The organism is Vibrio tritonius (genome assembly GCF_001547935.1).
Taxonomy (GTDB): domain Bacteria; phylum Pseudomonadota; class Gammaproteobacteria; order Enterobacterales; family Vibrionaceae; genus Vibrio; species Vibrio tritonius.
Map to the genome: position 1 here is coordinate 2,441,114 of NZ_AP014635.1, position 23,051 is coordinate 2,464,164.

The 23,051-nt window shown below is 44.8% G+C and carries 23 protein-coding genes, 1 tRNA gene and 1 riboswitch; of the genes, 14 read left to right on the forward strand and 10 right to left on the reverse strand.

Annotated features, from left to right (window positions below; all coding sequences use genetic code 11):
* Positions 1-7 precede the first annotated feature (7 nt).
* The 7 genes from JCM16456_RS10785 to moaA form a co-directional block, all read right to left on the reverse strand.
* Positions 8-2,299, reverse strand: coding sequence for a zinc/cadmium/mercury/lead-transporting ATPase (locus JCM16456_RS10785; RefSeq protein WP_068714220.1), 2,292 nt, complete (start codon positions 2,297-2,299; stop codon positions 8-10).
* Between the two features lie 112 nt (positions 2,300-2,411).
* Positions 2,412-2,828 (reverse strand): CBS domain-containing protein, encoded by a 417-nt coding sequence (locus JCM16456_RS10790; protein WP_068714221.1) that lies wholly within the window; start codon positions 2,826-2,828, stop codon positions 2,412-2,414.
* Between the two features lie 171 nt (positions 2,829-2,999).
* A complete protein-coding gene (moaE, locus tag JCM16456_RS10795; RefSeq protein WP_068714222.1) occupies positions 3,000-3,455 on the reverse strand; it encodes a molybdopterin synthase catalytic subunit MoaE in 456 nt (151 codons plus the stop codon).
* A 1-nt stretch (position 3,456) separates the two neighbouring features.
* Positions 3,457-3,702 (reverse strand): molybdopterin synthase sulfur carrier subunit, encoded by a 246-nt coding sequence (gene moaD / locus JCM16456_RS10800; protein WP_068714223.1) that lies wholly within the window; start codon positions 3,700-3,702, stop codon positions 3,457-3,459.
* Complete coding sequence (gene moaC, locus JCM16456_RS10805) at positions 3,699-4,178, reverse strand: cyclic pyranopterin monophosphate synthase MoaC (RefSeq protein WP_068714224.1); 480 nt, start codon at positions 4,176-4,178, stop codon at positions 3,699-3,701. Before moaC ends, moaD begins: the two co-directional genes overlap by 4 nt.
* Before the next feature lie 12 nt (positions 4,179-4,190).
* On the reverse strand, positions 4,191-4,697 hold the full coding sequence (gene moaB / locus JCM16456_RS10810; protein ID WP_068714225.1) for a molybdenum cofactor biosynthesis protein B: 507 nt from the start codon (positions 4,695-4,697) through the stop codon (positions 4,191-4,193).
* A gap of 65 nt (positions 4,698-4,762) precedes the next feature.
* Entirely contained in the window at positions 4,763-5,752 is a 990-nt protein-coding gene (gene moaA / locus JCM16456_RS10815) for a GTP 3',8-cyclase MoaA (RefSeq protein WP_068716036.1), read from the reverse strand.
* A riboswitch (molybdenum cofactor riboswitch) is annotated at positions 5,741-5,878 on the reverse strand. (Overlaps the previous gene by 12 nt.)
* Before the next feature lie 180 nt (positions 5,879-6,058).
* Here moaA and yvcK point away from each other — a divergent pair.
* Positions 6,059-6,949 (forward strand): uridine diphosphate-N-acetylglucosamine-binding protein YvcK, encoded by an 891-nt coding sequence (gene yvcK / locus JCM16456_RS10820; protein ID WP_068716038.1) that lies wholly within the window; start codon positions 6,059-6,061, stop codon positions 6,947-6,949.
* Here the strand turns inward: yvcK and luxU are convergent.
* The 3 genes from luxU to uvrB all read right to left on the reverse strand — a co-directional run bounded on the left by luxU (position 6,938) and on the right by uvrB (position 11,004).
* The gene (luxU, locus tag JCM16456_RS10825; RefSeq protein WP_068714226.1) at positions 6,938-7,276 is read right to left on the reverse strand and encodes a quorum-sensing phosphorelay protein LuxU; all 339 of its coding nucleotides are present in this window, start codon (positions 7,274-7,276) and stop codon (positions 6,938-6,940) included. The two genes, yvcK and luxU, sit on opposite strands and share 12 nt — an antisense overlap.
* A 6-nt stretch (positions 7,277-7,282) precedes the next feature.
* Positions 7,283-8,692: a quorum-sensing sigma-54 dependent transcriptional regulator LuxO gene (gene luxO / locus JCM16456_RS10830; protein ID WP_068714228.1), complete on the reverse strand. Its 1,410-nt coding sequence runs from the start codon at positions 8,690-8,692 to the stop codon at positions 7,283-7,285.
* Between the two features lie 281 nt (positions 8,693-8,973).
* On the reverse strand, positions 8,974-11,004 hold the full coding sequence (uvrB, locus tag JCM16456_RS10835; RefSeq protein WP_068714230.1) for an excinuclease ABC subunit UvrB: 2,031 nt from the start codon (positions 11,002-11,004) through the stop codon (positions 8,974-8,976).
* Between the two features lie 604 nt (positions 11,005-11,608).
* Here uvrB and JCM16456_RS10840 point away from each other — a divergent pair.
* From JCM16456_RS10840 to JCM16456_RS10900, 13 genes are all read left to right on the forward strand, one after another.
* Positions 11,609-11,684 (forward strand) — tRNA-Asn (locus tag JCM16456_RS10840).
* Between the two features lie 266 nt (positions 11,685-11,950).
* On the forward strand, positions 11,951-12,619 hold the full coding sequence (locus JCM16456_RS10845) for a response regulator transcription factor (RefSeq protein ID WP_068714232.1): 669 nt from the start codon (positions 11,951-11,953) through the stop codon (positions 12,617-12,619).
* Positions 12,591-13,832 (forward strand): sensor histidine kinase, encoded by a 1,242-nt coding sequence (locus JCM16456_RS10850; RefSeq protein ID WP_068714233.1) that lies wholly within the window; start codon positions 12,591-12,593, stop codon positions 13,830-13,832. Before JCM16456_RS10845 ends, JCM16456_RS10850 begins: the two co-directional genes overlap by 29 nt.
* A 131-nt stretch (positions 13,833-13,963) precedes the next feature.
* Positions 13,964-14,611, forward strand: coding sequence for an AcfA family outer membrane beta-barrel protein (locus JCM16456_RS10855; protein WP_068714234.1), 648 nt, complete (start codon positions 13,964-13,966; stop codon positions 14,609-14,611).
* 344 nt (positions 14,612-14,955) lie between these two features.
* Positions 14,956-15,537 (forward strand): electron transport complex subunit RsxA, encoded by a 582-nt coding sequence (gene rsxA, locus JCM16456_RS10860; RefSeq protein ID WP_068714235.1) that lies wholly within the window; start codon positions 14,956-14,958, stop codon positions 15,535-15,537.
* Complete coding sequence (gene rsxB, locus JCM16456_RS10865; RefSeq protein WP_068714236.1) at positions 15,537-16,124, forward strand: electron transport complex subunit RsxB; 588 nt, start codon at positions 15,537-15,539, stop codon at positions 16,122-16,124. The genes rsxA and rsxB overlap by 1 nt, the downstream gene beginning before the upstream one ends.
* A gap of 8 nt (positions 16,125-16,132) precedes the next feature.
* Positions 16,133-18,862, forward strand: coding sequence for an electron transport complex subunit RsxC (rsxC, locus tag JCM16456_RS10870; RefSeq protein ID WP_068714237.1), 2,730 nt, complete (start codon positions 16,133-16,135; stop codon positions 18,860-18,862).
* On the forward strand, positions 18,862-19,908 hold the full coding sequence (rsxD, locus tag JCM16456_RS10875) for an electron transport complex subunit RsxD (RefSeq protein ID WP_068714239.1): 1,047 nt from the start codon (positions 18,862-18,864) through the stop codon (positions 19,906-19,908). Before rsxC ends, rsxD begins: the two co-directional genes overlap by 1 nt.
* An 8-nt stretch (positions 19,909-19,916) precedes the next feature.
* On the forward strand, positions 19,917-20,546 hold the full coding sequence (gene rsxG, locus JCM16456_RS10880) for an electron transport complex subunit RsxG (RefSeq protein WP_068714242.1): 630 nt from the start codon (positions 19,917-19,919) through the stop codon (positions 20,544-20,546).
* Between the two features lies 1 nt (position 20,547).
* On the forward strand, positions 20,548-21,243 hold the full coding sequence (locus tag JCM16456_RS10885) for an electron transport complex subunit E (RefSeq protein WP_068714243.1): 696 nt from the start codon (positions 20,548-20,550) through the stop codon (positions 21,241-21,243).
* 73 nt (positions 21,244-21,316) lie between these two features.
* Positions 21,317-21,958 carry an endonuclease III gene (gene nth / locus JCM16456_RS10890; RefSeq protein WP_068714244.1) on the forward strand — a complete coding sequence of 214 codons (642 nt, stop codon included), beginning with the start codon at positions 21,317-21,319 and terminating at the stop codon, positions 21,956-21,958.
* 8 nt (positions 21,959-21,966) lie between these two features.
* Entirely contained in the window at positions 21,967-22,383 is a 417-nt protein-coding gene (gene gloA / locus JCM16456_RS10895; protein WP_068714245.1) for a lactoylglutathione lyase, read from the forward strand.
* A 153-nt stretch (positions 22,384-22,536) separates the two neighbouring features.
* Positions 22,537-22,974, forward strand: a complete 438-nt coding sequence (locus JCM16456_RS10900; protein WP_068714246.1) for a DUF2753 family protein — start codon at positions 22,537-22,539, stop codon at positions 22,972-22,974.
* Positions 22,975-23,051: the final 77 nt, after the last annotated feature.

Consider the following 23,051-nt stretch of genomic DNA (forward strand, 5'->3'; position numbering starts at 1 on the left):
CTTGAGGTCATTTGGGTATATAACGAAGCAATCGTAGCGCGTTGAGTGTAACTAAGGCGGTTGCCCCACTGTCTGCCAATACCGCAACCCACAACCCTGTAATTCCTAATAAACTGGTCACCAAAAAGACAGCTTTCAATCCTAAGGCAATCGTGACGTTTTGCTTGATATTACGCATCGTTGCTCGGGACAACGCAATCATATTCGGCAATTCAATCAGCTGATTGTGAGTAATCGCTGCATCGGCCGTTTCCAAAGCGACATCCGAACCACCACCCATGGCAATACCAATATGCGCTTCTTTCATGGCAGGCGCATCATTAATACCATCGCCAACCATTGCGACATTGTGTTGTTTCGCCAACGTTCGAATACCCGCCACTTTATTTTCGGGTAAAAGCTGCGCTTGGAAAGTTATGCCCAATTTGCCTGCAATGGCAGCAGCGCTGCGCTGATGATCGCCAGTCAGCATAATGCTCTCAACGCCAAGTTCTTTCAGTTTGGCGATGGCACTGAGTGCATCGTCACGCAGGGTATCTTGCCATGCTATCACCCCCGCTATTTGGTCATTAACCGTCACATAAACCGCGGTTTTCCCTTCACTTTGCAAGGTTTTAACCAAGGCTTGAGCCTGGTTCGATGCATTATCATAATGGTTTGGTGCGATTAAGGTGACTGTCTGATGATCCACTTTACCACTAACGCCCCGTCCTACCATTGCACTGCGCTGTTGAGCGGGCTCTATGATCAATCCACTGTGCTCAGCTTTTTGAATCACCGCTTGAGCTAGGGGATGGCTTGAGCCAACTTCCACGGCAGCAGCCACGGCTAATATGCGTTCCTCAGACCAAGCATCAAAGCCAATAACATCAGTCACATGAGGTTTGCCCTGCGTTAACGTCCCCGTTTTATCCAAAGCAAGGTGGTCAACATGCGCCAACTTTTCTAATGCAGCCCCACCTTTAATGAGCACACCCAATCGAGCAGCCATTGCCAACCCAGATGTGATCGCCGCTGGTGTTGAAATCACCAAAGCGCATGGACAAGCAATCAGTAACATCGCCAAACCACGATAGACCCACGTTTCCCACGGCTGGGCGAACAACATCGGTGGAATGGTCACCACAAGTAAAGCCACCACCATCATCAAAGGTGTGTACCAACGGCTGAATTTTTCCAGAAACCGTTCTAATGGTGCTTTGCGTGACTCAGCCTCTTCGATCATGTGCAAAATACGATCAATCGCATTTTCCCCTTGGCGCGATGTTACTTTAATCTGCACCACTTTATCGATGACCACAGTGCCTGCAGATAAAGAGTCCCCTTGCACATGTTCAACCGGAATCGACTCTCCCGTTAAAGCACTTTCGTCAATACTAGCTGAAGCATCCGTTAAATAACCATCAGCAGGTAAACGCCCTCCAGGGCCGACTTCGACAATATCTCCAACAGCCAACTGGGCGATTTCGGTTTCAACACGCTGTCCATCAACAATTTTGATCGCTTTTTCTGGTAACAAAGCCATCAAAGCTTGAACGCCACTGCGAGCTTTTTCAGCAGCAAAGCCTTCTAACCGCTCACCAATTAAAAATAGCCACAATACCATTGCCGCCTCAGCGGTTTCTCCTAAGTAAAGGGCACCGAAAGCGGCAACTGTCATCAACATTTCGATAGCGAAAGGTGTACCCGCTCTCGCCAATTTAAACGCCGATACGGCAATAGGAAGTAATCCAGCCAAACAGGTTAAAACATAAAGCCATTGAGCAACAGCATCTGAGAAAAAGCTCGCCACAAAGGCCGCTAACATCCCCACACCTAACCCAATAAGTCTGAGGTTATCTGATTGCTGGTACCAAGGTTGAGTTAACGTCTCCGCTGAAGTGGGAGCACTAAGTGAAACGATCTTAAATCCAGAGCGGCCAACGGCCTGCTCAACGGCGGTAATCGTCTGCTCATGGTCATGATCGACGACTAATTTTTCCGTACTAAACACGACTTTTGCCGCAACAATATCGGAGAGTTGCCCAACGGCATTTTCAATTTTACGCGCACATGATGGACAATCCATCCCAATAACACGCCAACTTGAGCGATATAGACTGCCTCGCCGGGCAGGTTCTTCATCGTCTCCACCGCCACCTTCTAGCGACTGGGCATCCATGGTTAACGCGCCAGATACCGCGCTCCCAGTGGCAGGACGAATAGAGAGAATTTTAGGTGAGACATGAGCACAAGATTCCTGATGTTTCTCCGGTTTTGCGCTGCGATTTGAGCAGCAATCTGTATGTTTGGTACACATAAATAAGACTCCTTATCAGTTACATTACCAAGCATACACTTTGGAGTTAACTCCAAGGTCAAGCAGTTTTTCACTCCCCAAGAAAAAGGAAAGGGGCTTACGCCCCGACACCTTATACTGGATGTTTAAAACAATTCACCAGATTTTTTTCTACTGCTTTGAGCACTTCCGTTCGCGAGATCAAACCAACCAATTTTTGGTTGTGCACCACTGGATACACCTTGGGTTTACCGACTTGCATTAAATCCGCTAGTTCAATAATACTCATATCGGGTTCCACCGTAAGCACTTCGGTGTGCATGCAATCCGAGACAAGATGAGAATCTTGGCAAAAATAACTCGCTTTAACCATTTTATCGAGCAAGTCCTGCTCTGAAATAAAGCCTATTACATGTTCTTGTTTATCTATGACAGGACCTCCGGGCCGATTCGCTTTCAACAATTTAGCTAGAGCAGCAGTCAGCGGCATGTCGGGGGTGAACGTAACAGGCTGATACGTCATGTAGTCTTTAACTTGTATTGAGTCCATAGCAAATCGCCTCCTTAGCGAGAAACCGACCATTGTGGTTACTGTAAGTGTTGACCAGTTTTGGCGTTTTGCTAAATGGAATTCATCAATTAATGTGATAGGTTTTACCAATAAAAAGGCCAAGTTATTCACTTGGCCTATATAACACTGAGATTTTTCCAACACTTATTGCTATTCATTCCAGCGCAGTGCTGCCTTTTGATCGCTTTCTCTTGACTCAATCCAACGATTTTCACTGGTTGTGCGCTCTTTCTTCCAAAATGGCGCTTGGGTTTTTAAGTAATCCATAATGAACTCAGAGGCAGCAAATGAAGCACTGCGATGCGCACTAGTCACTCCAACCATCACTATCTGATCACCCAAATCCATGTCACCAACACGATGGATGATGCAAACCCGTAACAAAGGCCAGCGCTGTGCAGCTTGATGGGCGATATCGGTGAGCGACTTTTCAGTCATGCCTGGGTAGTGCTCAAGATGCAACCCTTGCACTTCATCGCCTAAATTCATATCTCGAACTTTGCCAACGAAGGTGACAATCGCGCCCGCGTCAGTACCTTGTGCAAGGGCATCGTATTCTTCCGCTAAAGAGAAATCCTGCTCTTGTACTGAAACTTTAAGCTCCATTTTAACCTCCTGTCACCGGCGGGAAAAACGCCACTTCATCCCCATCACATAGACCTTGAGTCATAGGAACAATCGATTGGTTCACTGCGGCTAGCAATTTGCCGGCCTCCATCGCTAAAGACCACTTTCCCGGTTGTTCAGATAAATAAACACGCAAATCATCTACCGTAGAAAATTGGTTCTCAAGTTCAAGGCTATCACGGCCAACCAACTCACGAGTTTGGGCGAAAAATAGCACTTTAATCATAATTCCGCCTTAAAGTGACCAGACTTACCACCGGTTTTTTCCAATAAACGGACATGTTCAATCACCATGTCTTTTTGCACCGCTTTACACATATCGTAGATAGTGAGGGCAGCGACCGATGCGGCCGTTAACGCTTCCATCTCAACGCCTGTTTTACCGGCCAACTTGCACACTGATTCAATGCGAACTTTGTTTTCTGCTGTTATTGCCTCTAAGTGCACTTCGACTTTAGAAAGCAACAAAGGATGGCACAGAGGAATCAAGTCCCACGTTTTCTTCGCCGCTTGAATCCCGGCAATACGTGCCGTCGCAAACACATCACCTTTGTGATGCTGACCAGAAACGATCATAGCCAATGTTTCTGGTGCCATTTGGACAAATGCTTCAGCGCGCGCTTCACGAACCGTTTCGGCCTTCGCTGACACATCAACCATGTTTGCTTCGCCAGAAGCATTAATATGTGTAAATTGGTTCATCCCATGCTCCTCTTATAGGTGAGGCATGAAGTTACATGGACGATGAGTCGCATCCAACTGATCTTTAATAATTTTCGTCCAACCAGTACGGCAAGCTCCAGTGGAACCTGGCATGGCAAAAATAACCGTGTGGTTGGCAAAACCTGCGACAGCACGAGACTGAATCGTTGAAGTGCCAATTTCTTCATAAGAGATAGCACGGAACAACTCACCAAACCCTTCGACTTCTTTATCAAACAGCGGCTTAATTGCTTCAGGAGTGCTATCACGAGAAGTAAAACCTGTTCCGCCTGTAATCAATACCACTTGTACGTTTTCATCTGCAATCCACTGTGAAATCACAGCGCGAATCTGATAGATGTCATCAATAACTATTTTTTTGTCTGCAAGATGGTGACCAGCGTCTTTAAGTTGTTCGACAAAATACTGGCCAGATGTATCGTTTTCTTCAGTACGAGTATCAGATACAGTCAGAACGGCGATGTTCGCCGGTTGAAATTCGCTAGCTGCGTGACCCATAAGTTCACCTTTAATTATTCAGATTATTCCACGGTGCTTTTGCCTCAAACAAAAGCATCAATTTGTTAGCCGCCAATAGACGCCAAATGAGGTGTCATACCAGTATTTCCATCATGCAGAAAATGGCTCACCGACTTGGTTTGTAAGTGTGATTGGATACGTTGAATCAGAGCATATTGCTGCTCATCGGCTTGCATTAGATCGCGTAATTCCACGCCTTCTTCACCAAATAAACACAAGTGAAGCTTGCCCATCGCTGAAATTCTTAAACGATTGCAGCTTTCACAAAAGTGCTTTTCGTAAGGCATAATCAAGCCAATTTCGCCTTGATAGTCTGCATGGACAAAGACTTGCGCAGGACCATCGTTATGACCACGTGCTTTAAGAATCCAACCATTAGCGATCAAAAAGTTTCGTATTGATGTACCAGAAACATGATGCTGGTTAAACAGATCATCCATCTCGCCTGTTTGCATCAACTCAATAAACCGCAACTGAATAGGACGTTGTTTTATCCATTGCAAAAATTGCGGTAACTCTTGATGATTGAGGTGCTTCATCAAGACAACATTGACTTTAACCTGCTGATACCCAACTTCAAACGCTCGGTCAATACCAGCCATCACTTGGTGAAAGCGGTTTTGACCAGTGATTTGATGGAACATTCTCGGGTCGAGACTATCTACGCTGACATTAATGTGGGTTAAACCCGCTTCGCGCCATTCTCCAACCTGTTTTTCCATTCGGTAACCATTGGTCGTGGTCGCCACTTTTTCGATACCTGGCGTCTGAGCGACGACATCAATAATATCGGTAAAATCTTTCCGTAAAGTTGGCTCCCCTCCGGTAATACGCACTTTAGACGTACCACAGTTAGCAAACGCATGAACCACACGTTTGATCTCTGGTAGAGTAATAAAGGATGAGTTACGCTGGCCCGAAGGCTGATAGCCATCAGGAAGACAGTAAGTACATTTAAAGTTACAGACATCTGTAACAGACAAACGCAAATAATAGAATTTACGTTCAAATCGATCTTGAAATTGTTGCGCCACGAAACACCTTTCCAAACACGGGAGGCACCATCATTTCTCATCGTGCCCTCGTGGCATTATTGCCACTGGCTGCAGCACCATATCAGCGTTAGACTTAGGTGATGAAGCTCGGAGTTATGGCAACTGATTGCACAACATGAACAGTCACACAAAAAGTAGCTGCGGCTAAAATACTTAAAATCTGTATATCTTTCCACCCTTTAAACGAAAAAAAGATCGCCCCTACCTCACTTTTTTGGCAAAGCGATACCGCTTGTTAAAGAAATGACCTACATTGTGCTCACCTTCGTTAACCAAGCAGAATCAATGACCTTACATCGTAGTTACAAAGTCGTCGCGATTGGCGGTGGCCATGGTCTTGGCCGTGTGTTAGCGGCACTAAAAAGTTTTGGCGAAAATGCCACTGGAATAGTCACCACTACCGATAATGGCGGTTCGACGGGACGAATTCGAAACTGCCAAGGCGGTATCGCTTGGGGTGATACGCGTAATTGTATTAATCAGTTGATTACCGAACCTTCGATAAGCTCAATGATGTTTGAATATCGCTTCAAAGGTTCTGGTGAACTTAATGGTCATAACCTAGGTAACCTGATGCTGACAGCACTCGATAACCTGTCGGTAAGACCACTTGACGCCATTAATCTTATTCGGAATATGCTGAAAGTTGATGTACGCATCGTGCCAATGTCAGAACACCCATCCGACCTAACAGCTCTATCTAAAGAGGGTCTTCGTGTAACAGGTGAGACGAATGTTGATGAAATGGAGGGGGATTTAATTCGTCTTGATCTTGAACCGGAGGTTCCTGCAACCAAAGAAGCGACTTTGGCGATCAGTGAGGCGGATGCCATTATATTAGGACCAGGTAGCTTCTTAACCAGCTTGATGCCACCGTTACTGTTGCCAGAAATTGCTAATGCGATTGCGACTAATCATAACGCCAAACTGATTTTTATTGAAAATTTGTCGCCTGAGTTTGGCCCTGCAGGCCGAATGTCACTCAAGCAAAAATTAGAGTGGTGTGAACGTTCGTTCAGAGCACGTAAAATCGATGTGGTCATCGGTGAAACAGCCCATCCAGAATTGGATACTCTTTGGAATTGTGTAACTCGCGAATTAGCCTCACCCAACCGAGCTTGGCGCCATGACAGAACCAAGCTACAAGAGGTGATTGAAGAACAATTAAGGCAATAACTGCTGATAACGCGTAAAGGTCGCTTTTAGCAACTCCAATACAGACTCGGCTTCTACATCAACATCGAAGTCTAAGCCGAGTTTAACCATACCATCTATTTCTACCGCTTTAGCACACAAGCGATCTGCACCAAAACTGGCGGCACTGCTCTTTAAAGCATGGCTAATCTCTTTTAGATATTCATATTTTTCAGCACCACTAATTTGGCTAAGTTGCTGCTCATAACTGGTTAATTCACCAAGAAAAATTTCCAACAACACAGGAACATTTTCTTGACCAATTTCCTGTGCTAAACCATCGATTTTACCTTGATTTAGAAAGTCCATAAGTGATTATTTTTCCTTCTCTTTTTCTTTTTCATTCCAGCTTTGTAACTTGCGGTAAATAGTTGATGGACTGACATCCAAATACCCCGCAGCTTTAGGAATATTGCCATCACAAGCTTCAATCGCTTTCTCGATAGCCTGTTTTTCTGTTAACCATAACGGAAAAATATCGTGTACTGATAATGTGCCGCTTTCTACTTTTTCAGAGATCACTTCTACGCGAGGTTCTATGGGACGGTTTAACGGTGGCGGTAACATATTGAGGGTAATTTCACGACCCTCATTTAATACCACCACATTTCGTAATACGTTTTGCAACTGCCGCACGTTACCTGGCCAACCATAATGCTGGAATCGCTCGACAACTTCTGATGAAAGACGAACAAACCCTTTGCCCTCCTCTTTTGACATAAAGCCAAGCAATGAGTAAGCAATTTCAATCACATCATCACCACGTTCGCGCAGTGGTGGTAAGTGCAACGGGATAACGTATAAACGATAGTACAAATCTTCTCGGAAGCGACCTTCTTGGACCTCTTTCCATGGGTCACGGTTAGTTGCACAAACAAAACGCACATCAACGCTCTTCATTTTAGAAGAGCCTACCTTCTGGAAGGTGCCAGTTTGGATAAAGCGCAGTAATTTGGTTTGCAGATCCAAATCCATTTCGCACAATTCATCCAAAAACAGCGTACCACCATCGGCAGCCTCTGCCGCCCCTTGGCGATCCGTTGCAGCGCCAGTAAATGCGCCTTTCACATGACCAAACAGTTCACTTTCGATCAAGTCTTTGGGAATCGCTGCACAGTTAATCGCAATAAAAGGTTTATCGCCCCGTTTACTCGCCGCATGAACAGCCTCAGCACACACTTCTTTACCAGTACCACTTTCACCCGTAATAAAGATACTTGCCTTACTCGATGCCGCAGAGTCGATAGTTCGGTAAACTGCTTGCATGGTCTGACTACTACCGATAAAACCTTGGTAATTTTGTTCACGCGGGTCATCCGTTTCATTCTTAAGCTTACTTGCTTTACGAATTGCGTTGTTCACTGTGACACGTAAGCGGTCTGCTTCGCAGGGTTTGATTAAGAAGTCTTTTGCGCCATGTCGCATTGCTTCTACAGCAGTATCTATCGAGCCATGCGCCGTCATAAAGACCACTGGCACATCTGGATGCTTGAGTTTTACTGCATGTAATACGTCCATACCAGTCATATCCGGTAAACGTAAGTCAAGAAGGATCAAGTCCGGCTCTCGTTGAGCAATACTTTCGATAGCTTCTCGTCCAGTCCCTACCACCTTAATATCAATTTCTAAAGGCAATAGATAAGAACGGTACAGTGCCGCTACCGATGCGGTATCCTCAACCATGAGCAGATATTTTGCTTTTTGAGTTGGGTATTCTAATTGCATAACCTAGCCGTTACTGTTTTATTTGCATTTTGCTCATAATAATCGCATTAAGAATTGCATTTTGCAAATCGCAATTCCATTTTTGACCATTTATCGCAATATCATCACATTTTTTAGTGATTTAAAGTTGGCATAGGTTATGCATTAATATAATTGACTCGCAAGAGTCACCTAGCCAACTGACGTTGTTAGTGAATTTATTATTCACAGAATTAAAGCCAATAGAGCCTATTTCTATTGGCTATTTTTTTGCCTGCGCGGCGCCACATTAAACACAATTTTTAACTATTGGCGATAAATTTTGTCCGCAATGCTTCAATTTCATCACGAATTTGAGCAGCCAGTTCAAATTCTAAATCTTGTGCATGCTTATACATCTTCGCTTCAAGTTTACCAATCTCTTTATCCAACTGTTGTGGCGTTAATATGTCGTAGCTTCCAGATGTTTCTGCAACTTTGTTCAACGGCACCAATTTCTGCGATTTTTGCTGCCGTGATTTAGTCACGTCACCAAGTTCCATGATGTCTTTAACGTTGCGTTTTAAGGCTTGTGGGACAATACCCATTTTTTCGTTATACGCTTGTTGCTTTTCACGACGGCGATCCGTTTCATCCATCGCCTTGCGCATCGATTTAGTCACCTTGTCGGCGTAAAGTATTGCTTTACCTTTAATATTACGCGCAGCACGTCCAATAGTCTGAATCAAAGATCGTTCAGAACGTAAAAAACCTTCTTTGTCTGCATCAAGGATAGCCACTAAAGAGACTTCTGGCATATCCAAACCTTCTCGTAACAAGTTGATGCCCACCAGCACGTCAAACTCACCAAGGCGCAAATCACGAATGATTTCAACACGTTCAACCGTATCTATATCTGAATGCAAATAACGCACTTTTACGTCATGTTCATGCAGATATTCTGTTAAATCTTCTGCCATACGTTTCGTTAATGTGGTCACCAAGACTCGCTCATCTTGTGCCGCTCGCAGGCGAATCTCAGACAATAAATCATCTACCTGCGTAGCCACAGGGCGAACTTCCAATATCGGATCAAGCAAGCCGGTAGGACGCACCACCTGATCGACAATATCGCCGCCCGATTTCTCTAACTCATAATTGCCTGGCGTTGCCGAAACAAAGACAGTTTGAGGAGCTAACGCTTCAAACTCATCAAATTTTAATGGCCGGTTATCCAGCGCTGAGGGTAAACGAAAGCCGTATTCCACTAGGGTTTCTTTCCGAGAACGATCCCCTTTAAACATCGCGCCGATTTGGGGCACAGTCACGTGAGATTCGTCAATGACCAACAATCCATCATGGGGCAAATAGTCAAATAGCGTTGGAGGCGGCTCACCTTCAGCTCGTCCACTGAGGTATCTCGAATAGTTTTCAATTCCAGAACAAAAGCCCAATTCATTCATCATTTCGATATCAAATTGCGTGCGCTGACTGATTCGCTGCTCTTCAAGTAGCTTGTTGTTATCGAGCAGGTACTTCTTGCGCGCTTCCAACTCGACTTTGATATTTTCTATCGCTTCAAGGATACGATCACGTGGCGTAACGTAATGGGTCTTGGGATAGATAGTATAGCGTGGTAAATCACGCTGCTTCACCACCCCCGTTAATGGGTCAAAAACGCTAATGCAGTCCACTTCATCATCAAACATCTCAATGCGCACCGCATCTTGTTCAGATTCTGCAGGGAATATATCGATGACCTCACCACGGACACGAAATTGGCCACGTTCAAAACCGATATCGTTACGAGAATACTGCAGCTCCGCTAACCGTCTGAGCATATCTCGCTGCTCAACTACATCGCCACGACGTAAATGCAACATCATCTTTAAATAAGAGTCGGGATCGCCTAGACCATAAATAGCGGAAACTGAAGCCACAATGATCGCATCTTTACGTTCAAGTAGGGCTTTAGTTGCCGATAAACGCATTTGTTCGATATGCGCATTAACCGAGGCATCTTTTTCAATAAAGGTGTCCGTGGTCGGCACATAAGCTTCTGGTTGATAGTAATCGTAGTAAGAGACAAAATACTCAACCGCATTTTTAGGGAAAAAGCTTTTCATCTCTCCATACAATTGGGCGGCAAGTGTTTTGTTGGGAGCGAGCAATATTGTCGGCCGCTCTGCTTGAGCAATCACATTCGCTAAGGTAAAGGTTTTACCCGATCCTGTGACCCCGAGTAAGGTTTGATGGGCCAATCCAGCATCCAACCCTTCTAATAAAGCTTGAATCGCTGTAGGTTGATCCCCCGACGGTTGATAGTCAGAGACCAACTCAAACGCTTTATTCATAGTTCCTAACTCTCTTTTATTCGCTTATCACTATTGTCGCTGTTAGTCTCCATTTATGGCAAGTTGTTCTTTCGCCAAACGGATAAGAACAAAAAATAGTCAAGAAAACCGCACAGAAAAACAGTGACAAAAATAGTTTTCAATATTGGCAAAAAAAAGCCTCGAATAGACCTAGATTAATAAAATCATGTCTGTTATTATCCGTGCCCCTCTGCGGTTTCCCCACCTAAAAATCACATAAAACAATCCACGGTTTTTCCCCAATTTTTCTAAAATTGACATTTTCATAACATTTTCGATCCAACACACCCAACCTTGAATTAATTGTGGTTAAGTAAGATAACAAACTAAATAACAACAACTTAGGTGTAAAAATAGCGTTAATTGTCAATTTACTCACAAGTCACATTTTAATCAAAAGCTAATTACCCAAAAACAATTAACATGGTTATCCACAATTTTAGTGGATAAGTAAACCTAGCTCAGATGGGATAAGGGCTACAGAAAAGTAAAGCTTTTATTTAAGAAAAAACTTTAAATTTTTCAATAGCAATTGTTGACATCGCCAAGTGGTATCGTTAAGATTCGCTCCGCATTAAGTAATTCCCCCTTAGTTCAGTCGGTAGAACGGCGGACTGTTAATCCGTATGTCGCAAGTTCAAGTCTTGCAGGGGGAGCCAAATTTAAGAAGAAAGACGTCCTAGGGCGTCTTTTTTTGTATCTGCGTACGACTCGCTACAAAATCCAAATAATACGCAACAAATCTTCTTTCGTTATCCTTTCCCCCTACCCAGTTCATTCTTGCCACCGCCTAAATTGCTCATATTTTCAAGTCAACGACACTAACTATCCGATATTTATCAAATTTATAAGATATTTAACTAAGTTATTGCTCAGGTATCGTGATATTTTTTCAATCAATATTAAACAATTTGCAATGGAAAATATGAAAGTATTGATCGTTGACGATAGTCCCAACGTCATTGAAACCATCGGTGATTATCTTGAAATGATGGGGGTTATTGTTGATTGCGCCTACCACGGTGAAGCCGCTATCCACATGCTTAAAGAGAATCACTACGATGTCATTATCATGGATGTCATGATGCCCAAAATGGATGGCATTAAAGCGGTAAAAACATTGCGAGCAGAGCTGCTCTGCCACACTCCAACACTATTTTTAACTGCCAAAGACACGCTAGAAGACAAGATGGCAGCGTTCAAAGCTGGCGGTGATGATTACTTGTTAAAGCCATTTGCCATGGAAGAACTCTATCTGCGCCTACAAGCACTATCTATTCGGGGGCCAAGACTGGATACAGGCAAACTCACCTTTGCGGATATTGAATATTGTACGCAAACAGAAACGGTCACCCGCTCAGGTCGCGCTATCAAATTGAGTCGAATTCAATTGCAGATTCTCAAGCTATTACTGCAAAACTCGGCATCGATAGTCAGTCGCCAACACATCATTACGGCTATTTGGGGAGATGAATTGCCCAACAGTGATGCGCTAAGAAGCCACATTTACGGTTTACGCACCTCTTTAGACCGAGGATTTGAACACTCACGACTGGAGACGATTCATGGCCAAGGCTACCGACTTAAGCACTGAGAAAAAAATCAGTATCTATCGCACCATTCGTCTTAGTTTTGGTGTTGTCACCTTTGCCATGTTTCTGTTGTTTTGGACCGTTATCTATGTGGCTGAATTTCAGCTCGAACGAATCAGTTTACATCACTGGTTAGATACAGAAGCAACCGCTTATGTCCAGCTTTATCATCAACAAGGAGAGCGTGCACCACTGCCTAACCCAAAAGAATTCAAAACCTATTGGAATCAACAAGCCCTACCTGATTGGTTAAACCAATATCAACAACCAGGATTCTACGAACATCTTCTCGGTAAAGAAGATAAACACTTTATTGTATTCCTTCATCCTTCCGGACAAGGTTTAATGTATCTACTGTTTCAAGACGATGCAGATGACTACTTAGATGAATATGAAGATAATTTACATCACTACACCTTTCTTATCGGCAGCCTCTTATCCATCATGATATTTGGTTATGGTAGTTACATGGTACGAGCAATATCCAAACCGTTATTGCAGGTGGAAGACAAAATCGCACAAATGTCTCCCGATCATGATGATTTTTCTATCGATACCCACTTCGTAGAAACGCGTAAGATTGAGCAAGCATTGCTACAGAGTAAGCAAAATATTGCGCATTACTTTCAGCGCGAGAAGGAGTTTAGCCGTTTTGCTTCCCATGAACTTCGAACCCCTATCATGGTGATTCAGGGCTCGGCGGAACTGCTCGACAAGGTCCCTGACCTGCCGAAAGTTGCCCATAAAGCGATCAAAAGAATCGAGGATGCCAGCGACGAAATGAAGATACTCACTGAAGCCTTTCTCTTATTAGGCAAGGAGACTATCGAGCGCTGTAGCTATGGCAGCCATTCACTTACACAGACATTAACCTCCCAATTGGCACAACTTGAGCCGCTATTTTTAAAACAGAATGCAGCTTATCAACTCAACATAACAACAAACACCCCTCATATTGTTGAAGCACCATTCGCATTCATTGTTATTGTCATCAATAACTTAGTAAAGAATGCTTTCAGTTACAGCATGGGCGATGTGGATATAGTGTTAAATCAATCTCAATTGCGCATAGCGAATTTTCACGCTGGCAACGGGACTTACCAAGCGGGTTATGGCTGTGGATTAGCTATCGTTGAAAGAATTTGTGAACGTATGCAATGGGATTTCAGCACCCATAACGATGGCCAACATTTTGTATCTACTGTTAATTTTTAAAATAGCTCTATAGCCAAAAGACGAGTTGTATTCACTGAAAACGCACATGTATATGTGAGTAAAAACTTCACGATTATTTCACGTTTGGTTGCATAAGATTCTCAGCAACAACAACTACTTGAGAATCTAAAATGAAAAAAACGTTACTTGCTGTATTACTGATTAGCCCTATTTCAGCTACCGCTGCGCCCTACATCGGCCTTGAATATGGTTTTGGTTCCGTAGACCACGATTATGAACCTCAATTTTCAGCAGATAATGTCACTCTTAATCCTGATCTTGAAGAAAACTTCACGGGTATATTAGTCGGTTACGCGTTCAATGATACTTGGGCTATCGAACTGGGTTATCAGCAATATGAACTCGAAGACAGCCGTTCAAGCAACTTAGGCGTTGTTGACCGTAATGGACAAAATTATACCCATGAAATGGATTGGGATTCCTCGATTAAGGCAAAACAGTTCTCTCTAACCCCCGTTTACACGTTTGCAATGAACGACAAATGGAGCCTCAAATTGAAAACTGGAGTGACGTATACCGAGTACAAATCCAATGCAAGTAAATCAGAAGAGTTAGAGTTAGTGACCAATGACGATGTAGAAATCAATAACTCATTATCTTACCAAGCCGCTAGCACTAAAGAATGGGGTGGCTTGGTAGCTGTGGGCACTGAATATAAAGTACTCCCTCAACTGAGTGTCGGTGCCAACGTCAAATATCAGATAGATAGCTTCGCCAATGCAGCCTCATTAAACGTATCAACGGCTTACTATTTTTAATCGTTTTTACGTTTAACGAGTAAATCACCATTTCAACATGAGCAGTAGGGAGTTTTATGTCTCTCTATTGCTCGATATCACAACCGCATTCTCCTACCATTACAGGCTTCAGCCTGTAACGTATCTTCTTTTTATACCACGTTCTTTCATATCTCCCGCTCGTTACTTTTGCTTGCGGCATAGCCATTCCTATTTACATTTAACCTTTTGTTTAACTATGATCATATTTGATCACGTATGTGGCTGGTTTTTATCCTGCCATATAAAACCTTATCTTTCCTTGGTTGTTATTGAGGTGACAAAACTGGATAATGCGGGGATCGGAATAACACTCTTAAATAACTATGACCGAATATGTGTTGTTGTTAATCGGTACTGTGCTGGTTAACAATTTTGTACTGGTAAAATTCTTGGGCTTATGCCCTTTTATGGGCGTGTCGAAAAAGCTGGAAACAGCAATAGGTATGGGGTTGGCAACCACGTTTGTCTTAACTCTCGCTTCCGTGTGTTCGTATTTAGTAGAAACCTACATCCTCCGACCACTTGGGATAGACTATCTTCGTACCATGAGTTTCATCTTGGTGATTGCCGTTGTTGTGCAATTTACTGAAATGGTCGTGCACAAAACAAGTCCGACTCTCTATCGTCTGCTTGGTATTTTCTTGCCGCTGATCACCACCAACTGTGCGGTGCTTGGGGTAGCGTTATTGAACGTCAACGAAAACCACAATTTTATCGAATCGATTATTTATGGATTCGGCGCAGCCGTCGGCTTCTCCCTCGTGTTGATTTTATTTGCCTCAATGCGTGAAAGAATCAATGTTGCCGATGTGCCAGCACCATTTAAAGGTGCTTCTATCGCAATGATCACTGCCGGATTGATGTCGCTAGCCTTTATGGGCTTTACCGGGTTGGTGAAATTGTAATGAATACCATCTTAATTGCCGTCATCGCTCTCGCTGTTCTCGCCGCGATATTTGGAGCGATTCTAGGTTTTGCATCGGTGCGATTCAAAGTCGAAGCCGACCCTATCGTTGATCAGATTGACGCTATTTTGCCACAAACCCAATGTGGTCAGTGCGGTTATCCTGGCTGTCGCCCTTACGCTGAGGCAATAGCCAATGGTGATCAAATAAACAAATGCCCTCCAGGTGGACAAGCGACGATTGAAAAACTCGCCGACCTAATGGGGGTAGAGGTGCAAGAATCGGCACACGACCTCTCAGAAAACGTCAAAAAAGTTGCCTTTATTCATGAAGACATGTGCATCGGTTGTACCAAGTGTATCCAAGCATGTCCTGTAGATGCCATTGTGGGTGGGACCAAAGCCGTGCACACCGTCATTAAAGACGAATGTACCGGTTGTGATTTATGTGTAGCCCCATGCCCTACCGATTGTATTGAGATGATTCCACTGTCCGTTACAACCGATAGTTGGAAATGGCAGTTAAATGCAATTCCTGTTGTTAATGTTACCGATACTGAGCAGCACGCTCAGAAAAGCGTGAAGTAAGGGCTGGTATGTTGTCATTAATCGAACAGATCAAATCCGGTAAATTATGGGACTTTCCCGGCGGTATTCACCCACCAGAGAATAAAACCCAGTCGACTCGAGATAACTTAGTCCAAGCTAAGATTCCGAGCGAATTAATTCTGCCCATCAAACAACACATTGGTAAAGCAGGCGATCTAATTGTTGAGCCTGGCAGCTATGTGTTGAAAGGCCAGCCTCTGACTAAGTGTAACACGGCATTTACGGTACCCGTTCACGCCCCAACCTCTGGCACCGTCGTTGCGATAGAGCAACGTACCGTTGCCCACCCATCGGGCTTAACAGAACCTTGCATCATCATCGCACCTGACTTTAAGGATACGTGGTGTGAACGTAACCCGATGCCCGATTACACCCAAACATCGCCAGAAGATCTCATTGAAAAGGTTCGCCAAGCAGGGATCTCAGGTATGGGTGGTGCAGGTTTCCCGACCGCGCGCAAAATAGAATCTGGTCAGTCAAAAATAGAGATGCTGGTGGTGAATGCTGCCGAATGTGAACCCTACATTACTGCCGATGATATGTTGATGCGCGAACATGCCGAAGAGATCATTGCTGGAATCAAAGTCGTAGAGCACATTTTGGCCCCAAAAATGTCGATCATTGGCATTGAAGACAATAAACCACAAGCGATTGCCGCTCTGCAAAAAGCAGCAGAACACGAAGAAAACATTGTCATTCGCGTGGTGCCAACCAAGTACCCTTCCGGTGGCGCTAAACAACTGATCAAAATTCTCACCAACTTGGAAGTACCGAGCGGTGGTCGCTCGACCGACATCGGCCAGATGGTGTTAAACGTTGGTACAATTCAAGCGATTAAACGTGCAGTGATTGACGATGAACCATTGATTCGCCGTGTGGTTACCTTAACCGGCAAAGCGTTTAAGCGCCAACGTAACGTATGGGCACTATTAGGTACACCAATTCAATCGTTATTAGACGAATTTGGTCATAAAGCCGACAGAAAAATGCCTCGCCTTATTATGGGTGGGCCACTCATGGGCTTCACGTTGCCACATGCACAAGTACCCATTACCAAAATCGCGAACTGTATTTTGGCTCCGACACGTCGTGAGATTGCGCCAGCACGCCCAGAACTTTCTTGCATTCGCTGTAGCGCCTGTGCCGATGCCTGCCCGGTCTCCTTACTGCCCCAACAATTGTACTGGCACGCCAAGGCAGAAGAATACGACAAGTGTGAAGAACTTAATTTAAAAGAGTGTATTGAATGTGGTGCATGTGCTTATGTGTGCCCAAGTGACATACCTCTCGTTCAATACTACAGACAAGCCAAAGCAGAAATTCGTTCACGCCGTATCGAAGCGGAAGCTGCCGAGCGTGCGAAACAGCGCTTTGAAGAGAAAAAAGCTCGCCTTGAACGAGAAAAAGAAGAACGCGAAAACCGCTTCAAAAAAGCCGCGGAAAATCGTCGTTCAGAAATGAAAAAATCATCTGGTGGTGATGATGCCATTGCTGCTGCTATTGCTCGTGTGCAGGCGCAAAAAGCACAACCAGCAGCAGAAAAAACCGTGAAACCAGCTGTTGCAGCCGCGATTGCTAAAGCGAAAGCAAAGCAAGCTCAAGCGATGCAATCGGGGGCACAAGAACCAGATAACAGTGAAATGGCCAAATTACGTGAAGAACGTAAACGCCAAGCCAGAGAGCGCAAAGCACAGAAGGCCGCTGAAGAAGCAACAAACGCTGATGTTAGCAATCCAGACGAAGATAAGAAAGCGTCTGTAGCCGCTGCCATTGCTCGTGCTAAAGCGCGTAAAGCCGCTCAGCAAACCGAGCCATCCGATGATAACGCAGTAACACAAACGCCGACTCAACCTGAAGCGGAAGATCCGAAGAAAGCTGCCGTCGCCGCAGCTATTGCTCGCGCTAAAGCGCGTAAAGCCGCTCAGCAAACCGAGCCATCCGATGATAGCGCAGTAACACAAACGCCGACTCAACCTGAAGCGGAAGCAGAAGATCCGAAGAAAGCTGCCGTCGCCGCAGCTATTGCTCGCGCTAAAGCGCGTAAAGTCGCTCAGCAAACCGAGCCATCCGATGATAGCGCAGTGACACAAACGTCGACTCAACCTGAAGCGGAAGCAGAAGATCCGAAGAAAGCTGCCGTCGCTGCTGCCATTGCTCGTGCTAAAGCGCGTAAAGCCGCTCAGCAAACCGAGCCATCCGATGATAGCGCAGTGACACAAACGTCGACTCAACCTGAAGCGGAAGCAGAAGATCCGAAGAAAGCTGCCGTCGCTGCTGCCATTGCTCGTGCTAAAGCGCGCAAAGCAGCTCAGCAAACCGAGCCATCCGATGACAGTGCAGTGACACAAACGCCGACTCAACCTGAAGCAGAAGATCCGAAGAAAGCTGCCGTCGCCGCTGCCATTGCTCGTGCTAAAGCGCGTAAAGCCGCTCAGCAAACCGAGCCATCCGATGACAGCGCAGTGACACAAACGCCGACTCAACCTGAAGCAGAAGATCCGAAGAAAGCTGCCGTCGCCGCTGCCATTGCTCGTGCTAAAGCGCGTAAAGCCGCTCAGCAAACCGAGCCATCCGATGACAGTGCAGTGACACAAACGCCGACTCAACCTGAAGCAGAAGATCCGAAGAAAGCTGCCGTCGCCGCAGCTATTGCTCGCGCTAAAGCGCGTAAAGCTGCCCAAAAACAACAAGATAATCAATCTGAGGAGAACGACTAGTGGCCTTTTTTATAGCTAGTTCGCCGCATACCCATGTTAAGCGTCGCACCGCTGACATCATGAAGTGGGTAGCACTTTGCGCTCTACCTGGTCTTGGTGTGCAAACTTACTTCTTTGGTTACGGTACTTTGATTCAAGTCGTTTTTGGTATTTCGGTTGCGTTAGCAATCGAAGCCATTGTGATGAAATTGCGACGTCGACCTATTGCTGCATCGTTAGGGGATTTTAGTGCTCTAGTGACTGCATGGTTATTAGCTATCGCCATTCCGCCACTCTCTCCTTGGTGGGTGATCTTTATTGGTCTACTTTTTGCGATTCTCATCAGTAAACAGTTATACGGCGGATTAGGTCAAAACCCATTTAACCCTGCGATGGTCGGTTATGTGGTCTTGCTTATCTCATTTCCAGTACAGATGACCAGTTGGATGTCACCGACTCAACTTGCCCCTGAAAGCGTATCGTTGAGCGATTCACTATCATTGATCTTTACTGGTTTCTCCGTTGATGGCCTGTCACTACAACAAATTCGTACCGGTATCGATGGCATCACAATGGCAACACCTTTAGATGCGATCAAAACGTCAATCAAAGCGGGTCACAGCATGACTCAAGCACTTAACCAACCACAATTTAGCCAGTTAGCCGGTCTCGGTTGGGAATGGGTCAATATCGCTTACTTAGTCGGCGGGTTAATTTTGCTGCGTCTGCGCATTATCAATTGGCACATTCCAGTCGCTTTCTTAGGTGGTGTGCTTGTCACCAGTATTATTGCAACGTTCGCCACACACGGAACGACCGCCTCGCCGCTCATTCACCTATTATCTGGTGCAACGATGCTCGGCGCTTTCTTTATCGCGACTGACCCAGTGACGGCATCAACCACCAATAAAGGTCGCCTGATTTACGGAGCCTTTATCGGCGCTATGGTAGTCATCATTCGCAGTTGGGGAGGTTTCCCTGACGGCGTGGCGTTCGCCGTGTTGCTCGCCAACATGTGCGTACCCATGATCGATTATTACACCAAACCAAGAACTTACGGGCACTGAGAACATTCATGTTAAAAGCGATTAGCAAAAACGGTTTAACCCTCGCCATTTTCGCCTGTCTTTCAACAGGCGTGGTTGCGCTAACCAATTATCTAACGTCAAGCCAAATAAAAGAACAAGAAAAAGCTCAGCTTTTGTCTGTTTTGAATCAGGTGATTCCACCAAAGCTTCACGATAATGAACTCGCCAATACCTGTACTTATGTATCCGCACCAGAACTTGGAACCGCAGATTCTATGCCGGCATACATCGCAACATTCCAAGGTAAACCTACGGGTATTGCCATCGAATCAATCGCTCCAGATGGTTACAGCGGCGCGATTAAAATCATTGTCGGTATCAATGCTCAAGGTGTTATCACTGGCACTCGAGTTCTTTCTCACCAAGAGACACCAGGACTTGGCGACAGAATCGATCTTCGAGTCAGTAATTGGATTTTAGGTTTTACTGGTAAACAAGTGACGCCGGAAAACCTAGACTCATGGAAAGTACGTAAAGATGGCGGCCAATTCGACCAATTTACTGGAGCAACCATCACTCCTCGAGCAGTAGTCAAAGCGGTGAAAAATACGGTACAGTATGTCAATGAGCATCGTGATGAACTGTTTAGCCAAGCACAACACTGTGAGGTGAAATGAGATGAACGACAATAGAATGCTAATGAAAAATGGCATGTGGGACAATAACCCAGCATTGGTTCAATTGCTTGGTTTATGCCCACTGCTCGCCGTGTCGTCCACCATCACTAACGCGCTTGGTTTAGGTTTAGCTACCTTATTGGTCTTGGTAAGCTCAAACGTTGCTGTTTCATTGGTTCGTGAGTATGTTCCTAAAGACGTACGTATTCCTGTTTTCGTGATGATCATTGCGGGACTGGTGACTTGCGTTCAGTTACTAATGAACGCCTATGCTTATGGCCTTTACCTATCACTGGGTATTTTTATCCCACTCATAGTGACCAACTGTATCATCATTGGTCGTGCTGAAGCATTTGCCTCCAAAAATGACGTATTGCCTTCCGCCTTAGATGGCTTTTGGATGGGGTTAGGTATGACCTCTGTACTTGCCGTACTTGGCGCATTACGTGAAATCATTGGTAAAGGCACACTCTTTGATGGTGCGGACCTGTTACTCGGCAGTTGGGCGAAAGTCTTGCGTATTGAAGTCTTCCACTTTGATAGCAGCTTTTTATTGGCTTTATTGCCACCCGGCGCCTTTTTTGGTGTGGGTTTCCTAATTGCTGCAAAAAATGTTCTCGACAAAAAAATGGCAGAACATCAACCCAAGACTGAGAAGCCTGCAATTGAACGGGCTCGCGTAACCAACGCACAATAAAACACAATAATGACGAAGTTAACCTCACTCATGATATTTGAGTGAGCGTTAAACGCACTGGAAGCAGCCTCAAATGAACAACACAAAGCGCAGAGAAATTCTCGAGCGGCTTAGGGAAAACAATCCCCATCCGCAAACCGAGCTCAATTGGTCAACACCATTTGAACTCTTGATAGCCGTGTTACTGTCCGCTCAAGCAACCGATGTTAGCGTGAATAAAGCAACGGATAAACTTTACTCCGTAGCAAACACGCCACAAGCACTGCTTGATTTAGGAGTAGATGGCGTCAAGCAGTACATCAAAACCATCGGCTTATTTAATTCAAAAGCAGAAAACGTCATCAAAACCTGTCGTATTCTGGTTGAACAACATGGTGGCGTGGTACCTGAAAATCGTGAAGCCCTTGAAGCACTTCCTGGTGTGGGGCGCAAAACGGCGAATGTGGTGTTAAACACCGCATTTGGTTGGCCAACGATTGCAGTCGACACACACATTTTCCGCGTTTCGAACCGAACAAAATTTGCAATGGGGAAAAATGTTGATGAAGTCGAACAAAAGCTGCTGAAAGTCGTCCCTGCTGAGTTTAAAGTGGATGTACACCACTGGTTAATTTTACATGGTCGTTATACATGTATCGCGCGTAAACCACGCTGTGGTAGCTGTATCATTGAAGACCTATGTGAATATAAAGAGAAAGTCTACCCTGAAAATTAGGAGCAATTATGTCTAACAGCCGAATTCTTCACACAATGCTGCGCGTCGGTAACCTCGATACGTCGATTGCCTTTTATACCGACATCATGGGTATGAAACTACTGCGTAAAAGCGAAAATGCTGAATACAAATACACATTAGCCTTTGTAGGTTACGGCGACGAATCTGAAGGTGCGGTCATCGAGTTAACTTACAACTGGGGTGTAGAAAGCTACGATCTAGGCAACGCATTTGGTCATATCGCTATTGGTGTTGACGACATCTATACCACTTGTGATGCAATCAAAGCAGCAGGAGGTAATGTCACTCGCGAACCAGGTCCAGTTAAAGGTGGAACCACTCACATTGCTTTTGTTGAAGACCCTGACGGTTACAAAATCGAACTGATCCAAAACAAACAAGCAGGTGCAGGTTTGGAAGGTTAATTCACCACAACCCCAAACTGAACATAAAAAACCGCTATTTTTTAGCGGTTTTTTTATACACTGCGATAACCAAAATTCACCAGACTTATATTTACATGATAATAGTTATCATTTAATCTAGTCACCTAATTGAGTCTTTAGGAGAGTGAACTCATGTCCATGAAAGAGTGGGAAAAGCACACTTTGCTGGCGGATAGCGCCATGCAACAAGCGGATCATCTGCGCGGCATTTTACACTATCAACAAGCGCTAACCTTGAGTGAACGCTTAAGTGACTATGATGAGATTGAATTAGATGACCGCTTATTTATTTCTGTTATTTCTTGTCATAATTTGGCCGATTTTTGGCGGCAGATGGGCGATGAGCAATATGAATTGAAATATTTGGAGCTTGCTTCGGAGCGAATTCTTACACTCGTACCTCAGTGCCATAACAGCAGCTGTGAAGCCTTTATCGACTCATTGGGATGCTGCAAAAAAGCATTAATTGAATTTATGAAGCGCCATCCCAACCCCAAAGTTGCCCAAGCGGTGAAAGATGTCGACAGTGCCACTAGCTGTAACCTCATAGCCCGTTTCCGCTTAAACTAGCCCACCAGTAACAACGCACAGATAAGTACAACAGGGTGGTAACCACCACCCTTAATCACTGCAATAGAAGAACATCG